The sequence below is a fragment of the Kineococcus sp. G2 genome (assembly GCF_037154035.1).
Classification (GTDB): Bacteria; Actinomycetota; Actinomycetes; order Actinomycetales; family Kineococcaceae; genus Kineococcus.
In genome coordinates, this window is the sequence record NZ_JBBBEM010000056.1 from 1 (window position 1) to 13,217 (window position 13,217).

Genomic DNA, 13,217 nt, shown 5'->3' on the forward strand with positions numbered 1-13,217 from the left:
GTCGGCCGGCGGGGTCGGCCGGCGGGGTCGGCCGGCGGGGTGGGCGCCGTCAGCGGCGCAGCTCCTCCAGCTCCCACGTGCGCGCGTGCTGCTCCGCACCGGCCGAGCACGTCAGGCGCGCCGCCGGGGCCCGGCCCTCGCGCAGGTCCACCTCCAGCGGGGCGCCCGAGACGTCGAGGCGCACCCGCCAGCGCACCGCTCCCCCGGGCCCGTCCGGCAGCCGTTCCGCCCGCAGCGGGGTGAACGCGTCCAGGGCGTCCACGTCGTCCAGGCCGTCCGCGCCCAGCACCAGGCGCGCGTGCGCCTCGGCGGCCTGCACCACCACCGCGTCCCCGCAGCGTCCGCGCAGCTTGCCCGGCAGCACCCGGCCGTCGCGCACGGCGGCCAGCAGAGCGGCGGCGTCGCCGGACTGGACGTGGCCGTGGACCGCACCGCCGGGCAGGGCGAGCACGGTCGCGGCGAAGCGGTCCCCACCCAGGTGGGAGCACTCCCACACCGCTTCGGGTTCCAGCGCGGCCAGGGCGGTGACCACGGGACGGCCCCGCACCGCGCAGCACCAGTCCTTGCGGCCGTGCGTGCACACCAGCAGCAGCGGCCCGGTGGCCTCCGCCCAGCCGTCGTCCGCGGCGACGGCGTCCACCAGCCCGTCGGGCGGCGCGAGGCGGGTGCGCAACCGGGTGCGGCCGCGACGGCAGTCGGCCAGGAACAGCCGCCGCGGACCGCCGGGGTCGCGACCGGCGGCGTCGGGGCGGCGCACCAGCAGCAGCTTCACGCCCAGGGCGGCGGCCGCCTCGCGCAGGCGGGCCGTGGTCGCCTCGCCCAGCCGGGACGCCGGCACCGCGCCCGGACCCCACGGTCCCGGCTCCTCCACCAGGAGGTAGCCGCGCACCGGCGTGGCGGTGCCCAGCAGCTGGTCGCGGTCCTCCTGCGCCCGCGCGGCGCAGGAGAACCGCTCGCCGGGAGCGGCACCACCGGGGCCGCCAGTGCTCAGGCCGGCCCCGCGGGCAGCAGCACGTTCTCGCGCAGCAGGCGGCGCAGCACCACGAGCGCGTCGTCCTCGTCCACCCCGGTCCCCGCGGCCGCGAGCTCACCGGCCGACGTGGTCGCCGAGGCCAGCACGTGCTCCAGGGCGGGGCGCACCCAGCCGGGGAAGGCCACGCGCCGGTCGGGCAGGACCAGCTCGACGCGCTCACCGGCGCCGGTCAGCCGCGTCGTCAGCCCGCGGCGCGGGCGCAGGCGCGTGCCGGCGGTCAGCGTCCGCGCGGTGGCGTCCTGCGCGAGCGCCCCCACCGGCTCGGCGGGCACCGCGCGCTCGCGGCGGCGCTGCACGAGCCGGCGCACGGCCGCCTCGTCCAGGCCCTCCAGCCAGCGCGCGGCGGCGGCGCGGAACCCCTCGACGTCCACGTCCTGGCCGGGCAGCGGCAGGGCGCGGCGCAGGGCCACGTCGTCGCGGCCGGCGGAGGCGACGGCGTCGGAGAGCACGTCGGCCCACGTGGTCGCCAGCAGCCCCACCGTCAGGTGCACCGAGCGCTCGTCGGTGGTGCGGGCCGAGTGCAGCCACCCGCGCGGCAGGTACAGGGCGTCGCCGGGTTCCAGCACCGTGTCGATGACCGGGGCGCGCCCGCCGACGGGGTCCGGGCCCAGCGCCTTCGACGGCTGCGACTTCAGCGGCAGCTCCACCGCCGGCGGGTGGATCGTCCAGTGCTTGCGGCCGTCCACCTGGAGCACGACCACGTCGTGGGTGTCGTGGTGGGGCTTGAACCCCTGCGCGCCCGGCGGGGTGACGTAGACGTTGACCTGGCACTGGTGGCCCAGCTCGGCGGCCAGGTCCGCGCAGAACGCCGCCAGCGGCGGCCAGGTGCGGTGCAGGGCCTGCAGCACGATCGTCGCCCCGTCCGCGAAGGAGCGGGCGATCCCGTCGCTGTCGGGCAGGTCGTGCAGCTGCTGGTTGCCGGCGACGGCGCTGCGGGTGAAGGCGCTGCGCGGCAGGTTCACGCCGTCCTTGACCATCGTGAAGAACGGGGTGCGCAGCGCGCGCGGGCCCAGCAGCTCGTCGACGGCGGCGGTGGAGAGCAGGTCGCCGAAGTCGGCGCGCCCGCCCTGGGCGGAGCGCTCCGCGGCCCGCACCAGCAGCGGCCGGGAGTTCCAGTGCTCGGTGGCGATCGAGCCGGCCGCCGCGCCGAAGCAGCGCGCGAGCGCCGACGCGCCCGGCGCCGCCCCCTGGGTGGGGACGGCGCCGGGACGGGTGGGAGCCAGCGTCACGTCAGCTCCCGGCGGGGTCGGAACCGGCCGGGTCCGAGCCGGAGGGGTCCACCTGGGTGGAGTCGCTGTCACCGGAGTCGGCGTCGCCGCCCTCACCGCCGGCGGGGTCCACACCCGCCGCGTCCGAGCCCGAGGGGTCGACCTGCGTGGCGTCGCTGTCGCCCGAGTCGGCGTCGCCGCCGCCACCGGCGCCGAGGGGGGTGGTGGTGATGTCGTCGTCGCTGAGGTTGCTCATGCGCGCGAGCCTCCCACCGGGCGCACCGCCCCGCACGCCGGCCCCGGGTCCGCGCGCGCCATCCTGGGCCGGTGCCCGAGACGCCCTCCCCCGCTCCCGTCCTCGCCGTCGTGACGACCGGCGGGACGATCGCCAGCACCCGCGACGAGCACGGGGTGAGCACGCCCTCCCTCGGGGGGGCCGGGCTGCTCGCGGACGCCGTCCCGGGGGTGCGGGTGCGGGTGGTGGAGGCGCTGCGCGCGGACTCCTCCAGCCTGACCCTCGCCGACGCCGCCCGGGTGCGGGCGGCCGTCGCGGGCGCCCTGGCCGACGCGGACGTGGCGGCGGTGGCGGTGCTGCACGGCACGGACTCGATGGAGGAGACCGCCTACCTGCTGGACCTGCACCACGACGACGTCCGGCCCGTGGTGCTCACCGGCGCGCAGCGCACCGCGGACGACCCGGAACCCGACGGGCCCGGCAACGTCGCCCTCGCCGTCCGGACGGCGCTGGACCCGGCCGCCCGCGGGCGCGGCGTGCTGGTGGCGTTCGGCGGCCGGGTGCACCCGGCGGCGGGGCTCACCAAACGGCACACCACGGACCTCGACGCGTTCTCCTCGCCCGCGCCACCGCTTCCGCGCGCCGAGCCGCTGCCGTGGACGGACGCGCCCTGGCCGCGGGTGGACGTGGTGGCCGTCTCCCCCGGTGGCGACGGGGTGCTGGTGGACGCCGCGCTCGCCGCGGGGGCGCACGGCGTCGTGCTGCAGGCGCTGGGTTCCGGCAACGCCAGCGCCGCCGTCGTGGAGGCGGTGCACCGCTGCACCGCTGCCGGCGCGGCCGTGGTCGTCACCACGCGCGTGGCCGCCGGGCCGGTGAGCACGGGGTACGGCGGCGGGGGCGGTGGGCACGACCTCGCCGCGGCGGGTGCGGTCCCCTCCGGCCCGCTGCGGGCCGGGCAGGCGCGGGTGCTGCTGGCCTGCCTGCTGCGCGCCGGTGCCGGCGCGGACGAGGTGCGCGAGCGGTTCCGCCGGCTCGGCGGGGACGTGGAGCCCCGCTGAGCGGGAGCGCACTAACCTGCGGAACCCCGACTGCGATGGAGGACCGTTGACCGACGCCCCGCCCCCCGGCGCGCCCGTGCCCGACCCGCTCGTGGAGCAGCGCGCCGACCCGTTCATCACCCCGCCGGTGGACGGGACGTACTACTTCACCGGCTCGGTGCCGGAGTACGACCGCGTCGTGGTGCGCGGGTCGTCCACGATCGCGGGGCTGCGCACGGCGCCCGAGACGGTCGTGTGGCGCCGGCCCGCGAGCGGCCCGATGGGCGGGCACGTGTGGGCGCCGGAGCTGCACCGGATCGACGGCCGCTGGTACGTCTACTTCGCGGCCGGCGACTCCGACGACGTCTTCGCCATCCGGATGTACGTCATCGAGTCCGCGCTGGCCGATCCGCGCGACCCGGACGGCTGGGGGGAACCGCAGGAGGTGACCACCCCGTTCGGCTCGTTCAAGCTGGACGCCACCACGTTCGAGCACCGCGGGCGGCGCTACTACCTGTGGGCGCAGCGCGAACCCGGGATCGACGTGAACTCCAGCCTCTACATCGCCCCCATGGCCTCCCCGACCGCGCTGGGCGGCGAGCCGGTGCGCATCGCGACGCCGACCCTGCCGTGGGAGGTGCAGGGGTTCGCGGTCAACGAGGGCCCGGCGGTGCTGGTGCGGGGCGGTCGCGTCTTCGTGACGTTCTCCGCCAGCGCCACCGACGAGAGGTACTGCGTGGGTCTGCTGACCGCCGACGAGGACGCCGACCTTCTGGACGCCGCGTCCTGGCGCAAGCACCCCGAGCCGGTGTTCACCACGAGGGCGGAGGTGAACCGGTACGGGCCGGGCCACAACTCCTTCACCGTGGCCGAGGACGGGGTGACCGACCTGTTCGTCTTCCACGCGCGCGACTACCCGGGGTTCCACGGCGAGGACCCGCTGTACGACCCGAACCGGCACGCGCGCGTGCAGCCGCTGTCCTGGAACGCCGACGGCACCCCGGCGTTCGAGGTCCCGGCGCCCTGACAGCGGGCCGGTGGTGCGCCGCGTCCCCCGCCGCGCAGGACGCGGCGCGCACCGCCCCCCGCCCGGCCCGCGCCCCGGCGCTACCGCGGTCCCGGATCCCCGCCGTCCGCGGCGCGCGCTCGCCAGCGGGCCGCGAGGACCTCGGCGGGCTCGGGCCGGCCGATGTGGAAGCCCTGCGCGCACTCGCAGCCGATCTCGGCGAGCATCGCCAGTTCCTCGGCCCGCTCCACCCCCTCCGCGACGCAGGTCATCCCGAACTCCTGCGCGAGGCCGCACACGGCCGCGACGAGGGCGATGTCGCGCGATCCCGGGGTCACCCCGCTGACGAACGAGCGGTCCACCTTCAGCTGCTGCACGGGCAGGTAGCGCAGGTAGGCGAGGGAGGAGTAACCGGTTCCGAAGTCGTCGATGGACAGGCCGACGCCGAGGGAACTCAGGGCCTCGACCGCCTCGCTCATGCTCGAGCGCTCCGACATCAGCGTCGTCTCGGTGATCTCCAGGCTCAGCTCCGACGGGGCGACGCCGTTCCGCTTCAGGACGCGCTGGACCGTGCCGACGAGGGTGGGGCTGCCGAGCTGCTGCGGGGAGAGGTTGACCGCCATGCGGAAACCCGGCGGCAGGTGCCCCTGGTCCTTCCAGTCGCGCAGCTGGCGCAGGGCCTCGTCCAGGACCCACTCGCCCAGCGGGACGATGAAGCCGGTGTCCTCGGCCAGCGGGACGAACTCGTCCGGCGGGACCCGTCCGACGCCGGGCCGGTCCCAGCGCAGCAGCGCCTCGACACCGCGCAGCCCACCGGTGGGGACGTCGACGATCGGCTGGTAGTGCAGGGACAGCTCTCCCCGGCCCGCTCCCCGGCGCAGCGCCTGCTCGGTGTCCAGGTGGCGCAGGGCCTGGTACCGCAGGCCCGCCTCGAAGCGGGAGGCCCGGTTGCGGCCCTTCGCCTTGGCCAGGTACATCGCGCTGTCCGCCTCGCGGAGCAGGTCCGCCGGGCTGTGGTGATCCTGGGCGGTGGTCACCCCGATGGAGGCGGTGATGCGCAGTTCCCGCCCCTCGATCCGGACCGGTTCCTGGAAGGCGTCGACGATGCGCTGGGCGAGCGCGCCGGCGGCCGGGCCAGCGGTGTCCTCGCACAGGACCATGAACTCGTCACCGCCCAGCCGGGCGACGGTGTCGCCCGCCCGGGCCGCGCTCTCGAGGCGGTGCGCCGCGTGCAGCAGCAGGGTGTCCCCCACGTCGTGACCCAGGGAGTCGTTGACGAGCTTGAACCTGTCCAGGTCGATGAACAGCAGCGCCACCGGCACCCCTCGCCGGTGCCGGTCGAGGGCGTGCCCGAGCCGGTCCATGAACAGGCGCCGGTTGGGCAGGCCCGTCAGGGCGTCGTGCAGACCCAGGTGCGCCAGCCGGCTCTCGGCGCGCCGCAGCAGGACCGCGTCGATGTCGCGGCGCAGCTCGCAGGCCTCGGAGACCTCCACGGGGTCCCAGGGCAGGCTGCGACCGGAGACGCTCTGCCGCCAGGTGGAGAAGGAGTTGCGCGGGGACAGCGGCGTGTCGCGGTTGCGCACCGACTGGTCGCCGAGCCAGTCCAGGGTCTGCACCACCTCGCGGCGGAACCAGACCAGGTAGTCGCGATCGCCTCCGAAGGGCACGAACACCAGGCCCGCCGCCGACGGCAGCAGCTCGGCGAGGTCGGGCCGTTCCACGGCCAGCGCGTCGCTGACGAGGGGGAAGTCCCCCTCCTCGGTGCTGCGCAGCCGCTCCACGACCGCCAGCACCTCAGCCGGTGGTGGCGGCTCACCCACCGAGGAGAACTCCTCCTCCAGCGAGACGACCGCGCCGTCCGCGGCGACGAGGTCGAGCAGGGTGGTCTCCCCGCGGACCAGGCCGTCGGCGACGCCCTCGGCACCGACCATCTGCTCCACCAGGCGCGTGCGGACGTGCTGGACCCGCAGGCGCCTGCTCAGCCGCCGGGTCTCGTGCAGCGCGGCGAGCCGGGAGGTGAGCTGCTGCGCGAGGACCTCGCAGGCCTGGCGCAGGGGGTGGGGGACGTGCCGGGCGCGCCGGTCCCCGCAGGAGACCATCCCGATCAGCTCGCCGTCGTGGACCAGGGGCAGCGACATGCTGGCGCCGACCCCCATGTTGCGCATGAACTGCACGTGGTGCGGCGACACGGCCCGCAGGTGGGCGCGGCTCAGGTCCAGGGGCGTCGTGTCGTCGCCACCGGCGGTGCCGGCCAGGCGCAGCAGGGGGGCCGGCCCCTCCGGGCCGAGGACGATGTGCCGCGAGGGTTGCTGCAGGTACAGGCGGCGGGCCTGGGCGGGGATGTCGGAAGCCGGGTAGTGCAGCCCGAGGTAGGGCTCGACGTCCTCGGCGCGGTCCTCGGCCACCACCTCACCGTGCCCGTCGGGGTGGAAGTGGTACACCATCACCCGGTCGAAGCCGGTGAGGCGGCGGACCTCCCGCGCCGTCGCCGCGCGGACCTCCTCGACCGTGCTGCTGCGGACGAGGCGGCCCGTGGCCGCGTGCAGGTCGGCCAGGAGCCGGGCCGGGGACTCGGTACCGGCGGGTTCGACCTCCACGACCAGCAGCGGCCCGGAGGTGTGGGCGCTGACGTCGACGGCGCGACCGCCGACCCTGGCGCGCAGCACCGGGACCTCACCGTCGTCCGCGGCGGCGAGGGCGCTGCGCAACCGCCGTGCGCACCCCGGCCCGACGGCGGCCTCGAGCGGGTGCCCCAGGACGGCGTGCACCTGCGCACCGAGCAGCTGCCGGCAGTTGGCGCTGACCTGGAGCACCTCGAAGGTGTCCGGATCGGCCGCCACCAGCACGCCGTGCGGCTGGACGGCCCCGGGGACGTGGAGCGGTTCGCGGACGCACTCGGCCAGCCGCTCCTGCTCGTCCGCGGACAGCAGGTCCTCGACCCGGTGCACGCCGCTCACGGGGTGCGTGCCCAGCACGCCGCGGCCTCCGGTGCCACCACGCCCACCCCCGTCCACGCGCGGTCTTCCACCGCGTCCAGCGACACTACTGAACGCGGCGGAGCAGTGCCTCGGCGGACGGCGTCCTGCTCGACACCCCCGAGGCCGAGGGTCTTCTCCTGGGACGAGCGCGCCCCCGCGTCCCGGGAGGGACGCGGGGGCGCGGGACTCGCCGGGTCAGCGTGCGGCGGAACCCTCGACGTAGTCGGAGTCGTCCGACTTCACCCACGCCATGAGCTTGCGCAGCTCGCGGCCGGTGGCCTCGATCGGGTGCTGCTCGGCCTCGGCGCGCAGGCGCTTGAACTCCGGGGCGCCGGCGTCCTGGTCCTCGATGAAGCGCTGGGCGAAGGTGCCGTCCTGGATGTCCTTCAGGACCTCCTTCATGCGCTCCTTCACCGAGGCGTCGATGACGCGCGGGCCGGAGACGTAGTCGCCCCACTCCGCGGTGTCCGAGACGCTCCAGCGCTGCTTGGCGATGCCGCCCTCGTACATGAGGTCGACGATGAGCTTCAGCTCGTGCAGGCACTCGAAGTAGGCGACCTCCGGCTGGTAGCCGGCCTCGGTGAGGACCTCGAAACCGGTCTGCACGAGCGCGGAGGCGCCGCCGCACAGGACGGCCTGCTCGCCGAACAGGTCGGTCTCGGTCTCCTCGGTGAAGGTGGTCTTGATGCCGCCGGCGCGCAGGCCGCCGATCGCCTTGGCGTAGGCGAGCGCCAGGTCCCAGGCGCCACCGGTGGCGTCCTGCTCCACGGCGACGATGACCGGCACGCCGCGGCCGTCGACGTACTCGCGGCGCACCAGGTGGCCCGGGCCCTTGGGGGCGACCATGACGACGTCGACGTCCGCCGGGGGCTTGATGTAGCCGAAGCGGATGTTGAAGCCGTGGCTGAAGAACAGCGCCTTGCCGGCGGTGAGGTTCGGCTCGATCGCCTCGGCGTACAGACCGCGCTGCAGGTGGTCCGGCACCAGCACCATGATGACGTCGGCGGCCTTGGACGCCTCGAACGGCGTCAGCACCTGCAGGCCCTGCTCCTCGGCCTTGGCGCGGCTCTTGGAGCCCTCCTTCAGGCCGACGACGACGTCGACGCCGGAGTCGCGCAGCGACAGGGCGTGGGCGTGGCCCTGGCTGCCGAAGCCCAGGACCGCCACCTTCCTACCGGTGATCTTGGCCAGGTCGGCGTCGTCGTCGTAGAACATCTCGGCCACGTGGGGTTCTCTCCTCGTCGGTTTCGTTCGGGTCGGTGGTTCGGGTCAGGCCGAGCGCAGGGCGCGGTCGGAGATGGCCCGGCCGCCGCGCGCCAGCGCGACGGAGCCGGACTGGACGAGCTCGCGGATGCCGAACGGCTCCAGCACCCGCAGCAGCGCCGCGAGCTTGTCGGGGCTGCCGGTGGCCTCGACGGTCACCGCGTCGGGCGAGACGTCGACGACGCGGGCTCGGAAGAGCGCCACGGTGTCGACCACCTCGCCGCGCGCGGCGGCGTCGGCGCGGACCTTCACGAGCAGCAGCTCGCGCTGGACCGAGGCGTCGTCCTCGAGCTCGACGATCTTCAACACGTTGACCAGCTTGTTGAGCTGCTTGGTCACCTGCTCCAGGGGCTGCGACTCCACGTCGACGACGATGGTCATCCGGGAGATCTCGCTGCGCTCGGTCGGTCCGACCGTGAGGGAGTGGATGTTGAAGTTCCTGCGCGCGAACAGGGACGTGATGCGCATCAGCACGCCGGGCCGGTTCTCGACCAGGACGGACAGGGTGTGGCGGCTCATCAGGAGATCACCTTCTGCGCGGCGGGGTCGTCGGTGGACACGCCGTCGCTGTCGGCCTCACGGTCCCACTCGGGGGACAGCCCGCGGGCGTACTGGATCTGGTCGTTGCTCACGCCGGCGGCGACCATCGGCCACACCATGGCGTCGCGGTGCACGCGGAAGTCGATGACGACGGGCACGTCGTCGATCTCCATGGCCTTGCGGATGGTGGCGTCGACGTCCTCGGGCCGCTCGCAGCGCAGGCCGACGCAGCCGTAGGCGTCGGCGAGCTTGACGAAGTCCGGCACCGGCGCGGAGTGCGCCGAGTGGTCCCCGGAGTGCAGGTCGGTGTTGGAGTAGCGCTCGGAGTAGAACAGCGTCTGCCACTGGCGGACCATGCCGAGGCTGGAGTTGTTGATGATCGCCACCTTCACGGGGATCCCGTTGAGGGTGCAGGTGGCCAGCTCCTGGTTGGTCATCTGGAAGCAGCCGTCGCCGTCGATGGCCCACACCACCGCGTCGGGGCGGCCGACCTTGGCGCCCATGGCCGCGGGCACCGCGTACCCCATGGTCCCCAGGCCGCCGGAGTTCAGCCAGGTGCGCGGGTTCTCGTACTTCACGAACTGCGCGGACCACATCTGGTGCTGGCCCACGCCGGAGACGTAGACGGCCTCCGGGCCGGCGATGGCGCCGATGCGCTCGATGACGTGCTGCGGGGACAGCGTGCCGTCGCCGGGCTCGGTGTAGCCCAGCGGGTACGTGGTGCGCCACGCGTCGGTCTGCGCGGTCCAGGCGCTGATGTCCGCGCGGCCGTTCGCCTCGAACTCGGCGGCCACCGCGGTGGCGAGCTCGGCCAGGACGAGCTTGGCGTCACCGACGATCGGCACGTCCACGGCGCGGTTCTTGCCGATCTCGGCGGGGTCGATGTCGGCGTGGATCACCTTGGCGCCGGGGGCGAAGCTGGACAGCTCACCGGTGACGCGGTCGTCGAAGCGGGCGCCGAGGGTGATGAGCAGGTCGGACTTCTGCAGCGCCGCCACGGCCGCGACGGTGCCGTGCATGCCGGGCATGCCCAGGTTCGTCGGGTGCGAGTCGGGCAGTGCGCCGCGGGCCATGAGGGTGGTCACGGCCGGGATGCCCGTCAGGTCCGCCAGGGCGCGCATCTCCGGCGCGGCGTCGGCCTTGATCACGCCACCGCCGACGTAGAACACCGGGCGCTCAGCGGCGGCGATGAGCCGGGCGGCCTCCTTGACCTGCTTGCCGTGCGGGCGCACGACGGGGCGGTAGCCGGGCAGGTCCACCGAGGTGGGCCACTCGAACGACGTGCGCGCCTGCAGCGCCGACTTGGCGACGTCCACGAGCACCGGGCCGGGACGGCCGGTGGCCGCCAGGTGGAACGCCTCGGCGATGGTGCGCGGGATGTCGGCGGGGTCGGTCACCAGGTAGTTGTGCTTGGTGATCGGGATGGTGATGCCGGCGATGTCGGCTTCCTGGAAGGCGTCGGTGCCGATGGCGGCGGCGCCCACCTGGCCGGTGATGGCGACCATCGGGACGGAGTCCATGTTGGCGTCCGCGATGGGGGTGACGAGGTTCGTGGCGCCGGGACCGGAGGTGGCCATGCAGACCCCGACCTTGCCGGTGGCCACGGCGTAGCCCTCGGCGGCGTGCCCGGCGCCCTGCTCGTGGCGCACCAGGATGTGCCGCACGTGCGGGGAGTCCATCAGCGGGTCGTACGCGGGCAGGATCGCGCCGCCGGGGATGCCGAAGACGACCTCGACCCCTACCGCCTCGAGGGAACGGACCAGGCTCTGCGCGCCGGTGAGCGACGCGACGGGGAGCGTGGGGTCCAGCGGCAGGCCGTCGCGGCTCTGCTCACCGGCCGGCGGGGTGCTGATCGGCGGGGCGCTGATCGGCTCGTGGGCCATCTCGGTGTCCTCCTCGGCGGTGCGGCTCGGGTCCTGCGGTCGTCGGACGCGGCCGGCCGCTCGGTGCGCCGGACGCGAAAAGACCCCTGCGCCGCGAGGTGGGCGAGGGGTCGCGCGCTCGGCGGGTCGATCGTCGTCGACCTCAGCGGGCGCGCTGTCCGATGGCTACGAGGAACCGCATGCCCTGCACGGTAGTCGCCCCTCCCTGCGATGTCAGCCGAGGGCACCCCCTGTCTCAGATGGTGGACAACGAGTCCAGCTGCTGGACAGCGGGGCGCCCCCGGCCGGCCCGGGGGTCAGGTGCAGACCGCTCCCACCGAGGCCGAGCGCACCTGCTTGGCGTACTTGGCCAGCACGCCGCGCGTGAACACCGGGGGCAGCGGCTCCCAGCCCTCCCGCCGGCGCTCCAGCTCCGCGTCGTCGACGAGCACCCGGAGCGTCTTGCCCGCCACGTCCAGGCGGATCCGGTCGCCGTCGCGCACGAACGCGATCGGCCCGCCGTCGACGGCCTCGGGCGCGACGTGCCCCACGCACAGCCCCGTGGTGCCGCCGGAGAAGCGCCCGTCGGTCAGCAGCAGCACGTCCTTGCCCAGCCCGGCGCCCTTGATCGCGCCGGTGATGGCGAGCATCTCGCGCATGCCCGGGCCGCCCTTGGGGCCCTCGTACCGGATGACGACGACGTCGCCCGCGCCGATCGTGCCGTCCTCCAGGGCGTCCAGCGCCGCGCGCTCGCGCTCGAAGACCCGCGCGGTTCCCTCGAAGACCTCCGAGTCGAACCCGGCGCTCTTGACGACCGCGCCGCCCGGGGCGAGGTTGCCGGTCAGGATCGTGATGCCGCCGGTGCGGTGGATCGGGTCGTCCAGGGCGCGCAGCACCACGCCGTCGACGTCCGGCGGGGAGATCTCCGCGAGGTTCTCCGCCATCGTCCTGCCGGTCACCGTCAGGGTGTCCCCGTGCAGCAGTCCCGCGTCCAGCAGGGCCCGCATGACCACGGGGATGCCGCCGATGCGGTCCACGTCCACCATGACGTGCCGGCCGAAGGGCTTGAGGTCCCCCAGGTGCGGCACCCGCCCGGCGATGCGGTCGAAGTCCGCCAGCGTCAGGTCCACCTCCGCCTCGTAGGCGATGGCCAGCAGGTGCAGCACCGCGTTGGTGGAGCCGCCCAGCGCCATGACGACGGCGATGGCGTTCTCGAACGCCTCCTTCGTCATGATCTGCCGGGCGGTGATCCCGTTCGCCAGCAGGTTCACCACGGCCTGCCCGGAGCGGCGGGCGAACCCGTCGCGGCGGCGGTCCGTGGCCGGCGGCGCGGCGCTGCCGGGCAGCGACATGCCCAGCGCCTCGGCCGCGGCCGCCATGGTGTTCGCGGTGTACATGCCGCCGCACGCACCCTCGCCCGGGCAGATGGCGCGCTCGATGGTGTCCACGTCCTCGCGGGACATCAGCCCCCGCGCGCACGCCCCCACGGCCTCGAAGGCGTCGATGAGGGTGACCTCGTGCTCGCTGCCGTCGGACAGCTTCGCCCGGCCGGGCAGGATGGTGCCGGCGTAGAGGAAGACGCTGGCCAGGTCCAGGCGGGCGGCGGCCATGAGCATGCCGGGCAGGGACTTGTCGCACCCGGCCAGCAGCACCGAGCCGTCCAGGCGCTCGGCGCTGATGACCGTCTCCACCGAGTCGGCGATGACCTCGCGGCTGACGAGGGAGTAGTGCATGCCCTGGTGGCCCATGGAGATGCCGTCGGAGACGGAGATCGTCCCGAACTCCAGCGGGAACCCCTTCGCGGCGTGCACGCCGTCCTTGACGGCCTTCGCCAGGCGGTCCAGGGGCAGGTTGCAGGGGGTGATCTCGTTCCAGCTGGAGGCCACGCCGATCTGCGGCTTGACCCAGTCGTCGTCGCCCATGCCGACCGCGCGCAGCATCCCGCGCGAGGCCGTCGCCTCCAGGCCGTCGGTGACCTGGCGGCTGCGGGGCTTGATGTCCACGCCGGGGGCCGCGCGGGGGCCGTCGCCGTCCGCCTGCGCCGCCGGGGCGTTC

The 13,217-nt window shown here is 74.9% G+C and carries 10 protein-coding genes; 2 read left to right on the forward strand and 8 right to left on the reverse strand.

The features are described from left to right. Positions 1-49: 49 nt before the first annotated feature. The 3 genes from V9U69_RS09800 to V9U69_RS09810 all read right to left on the reverse strand — a co-directional run bounded on the left by V9U69_RS09800 (position 50) and on the right by V9U69_RS09810 (position 2,497). Positions 50-889: a sucrase ferredoxin gene (locus tag V9U69_RS09800; protein ID WP_337061528.1), complete on the reverse strand. Its 840-nt coding sequence runs from the start codon at positions 887-889 to the stop codon at positions 50-52. Positions 890-987: 98 nt separating this feature from the next. Next, positions 988-2,262 carry a cupin domain-containing protein gene (locus tag V9U69_RS09805; RefSeq protein ID WP_337061530.1) on the reverse strand — a complete coding sequence of 425 codons (1,275 nt, stop codon included), beginning with the start codon at positions 2,260-2,262 and terminating at the stop codon, positions 988-990. A 1-nt stretch (position 2,263) separates the two neighbouring features. After that, complete coding sequence (locus V9U69_RS09810; RefSeq protein ID WP_337061532.1) at positions 2,264-2,497, reverse strand: hypothetical protein; 234 nt, start codon at positions 2,495-2,497, stop codon at positions 2,264-2,266. Positions 2,498-2,568: 71 nt separating this feature from the next. On the opposite strand from V9U69_RS09810, the gene V9U69_RS09815 reads away from it, so the two are divergent. Together V9U69_RS09815 and V9U69_RS09820 are read left to right on the forward strand one after the other, a co-directional pair. Beyond that, entirely contained in the window at positions 2,569-3,534 is a 966-nt protein-coding gene (locus tag V9U69_RS09815) for an asparaginase (protein ID WP_337061533.1), read from the forward strand. Between the two features lie 46 nt (positions 3,535-3,580). After that, positions 3,581-4,540, forward strand: a complete 960-nt coding sequence (locus tag V9U69_RS09820) for a glycoside hydrolase family 43 protein (RefSeq protein WP_337061535.1) — start codon at positions 3,581-3,583, stop codon at positions 4,538-4,540. Positions 4,541-4,620: 80 nt separating this feature from the next. Here V9U69_RS09820 and V9U69_RS09825 read toward each other — a convergent pair whose 3' ends face one another. From V9U69_RS09825 to ilvD, 5 genes are all read right to left on the reverse strand, one after another. Further along, the gene (locus tag V9U69_RS09825; RefSeq protein ID WP_337061537.1) at positions 4,621-7,476 is read right to left on the reverse strand and encodes a bifunctional diguanylate cyclase/phosphodiesterase; all 2,856 of its coding nucleotides are present in this window, start codon (positions 7,474-7,476) and stop codon (positions 4,621-4,623) included. A 216-nt stretch (positions 7,477-7,692) separates the two neighbouring features. After that, positions 7,693-8,721, reverse strand: a complete 1,029-nt coding sequence (gene ilvC / locus V9U69_RS09830; RefSeq protein WP_442907706.1) for a ketol-acid reductoisomerase — start codon at positions 8,719-8,721, stop codon at positions 7,693-7,695. 45 nt (positions 8,722-8,766) lie between these two features. Next, positions 8,767-9,279 (reverse strand): acetolactate synthase small subunit, encoded by a 513-nt coding sequence (ilvN, locus tag V9U69_RS09835; RefSeq protein WP_337061539.1) that lies wholly within the window; start codon positions 9,277-9,279, stop codon positions 8,767-8,769. Beyond that, positions 9,279-11,183 (reverse strand): acetolactate synthase large subunit, encoded by a 1,905-nt coding sequence (locus V9U69_RS09840; protein ID WP_337061541.1) that lies wholly within the window; start codon positions 11,181-11,183, stop codon positions 9,279-9,281. Before V9U69_RS09840 ends, ilvN begins: the two co-directional genes overlap by 1 nt. A 296-nt stretch (positions 11,184-11,479) precedes the next feature. Next, positions 11,480-13,165 carry a dihydroxy-acid dehydratase gene (gene ilvD, locus V9U69_RS09845; protein WP_442907707.1) on the reverse strand — a complete coding sequence of 562 codons (1,686 nt, stop codon included), beginning with the start codon at positions 13,163-13,165 and terminating at the stop codon, positions 11,480-11,482. Positions 13,166-13,217: the final 52 nt, after the last annotated feature.